The 398-nt window shown below is 56.5% G+C and carries 1 pseudogene; it reads left to right on the top strand.

What is annotated here, in order from left to right:
- A pseudogene (locus tag E8M78_RS23605) lies at positions 1 to 302 on the top strand (hypothetical protein); the annotation flags it as partial.
- Positions 303 to 398: the final 96 nt, after the last annotated feature.

Raw genomic sequence — 398 nt, 5'->3', positions numbered from 1 at the left:
TTGCTGTGACGCAAACCCTCAATCTGGGCGTTTCCTCCAGCACCATCGTCGTTGTCCAGAAGATGGATAACTTCGATCCTGCCTATAATACAGCGCAGCCAACAATCATTGCAGGCGGCACGCTTCGCACGCCCTCCAGCACTGAAGTCGAGGTTGATTATTTCAACCCGAAGAAACGCAAGATCACGGCGACCTTCCTGCTGGGCTCTGCGGTCACCTCTGTTCGTGTCCGGCCCACCTTCGGCACGTCGAACGTGGTGAAAACCACCTTCGTCGAAGATATCTCCATGCACGCGCTCTGAGGAAAACCAATGGCTAAAACCACACCCACGCCCGCGCCGACCTATGAGCCGGATGCGGAATACTCGGTTCGGCTTGCACGGCCTGTGCCTCTCGTA

This window comes from Rhizobium sp. FKY42 (assembly GCF_005222835.1).
Lineage (GTDB): Bacteria > Pseudomonadota > Alphaproteobacteria > Rhizobiales > Rhizobiaceae > Neorhizobium.
Note: the sequence above shows the minus strand (reverse complement) of the source record. Positions and strands in the feature narration are given on the sequence as shown.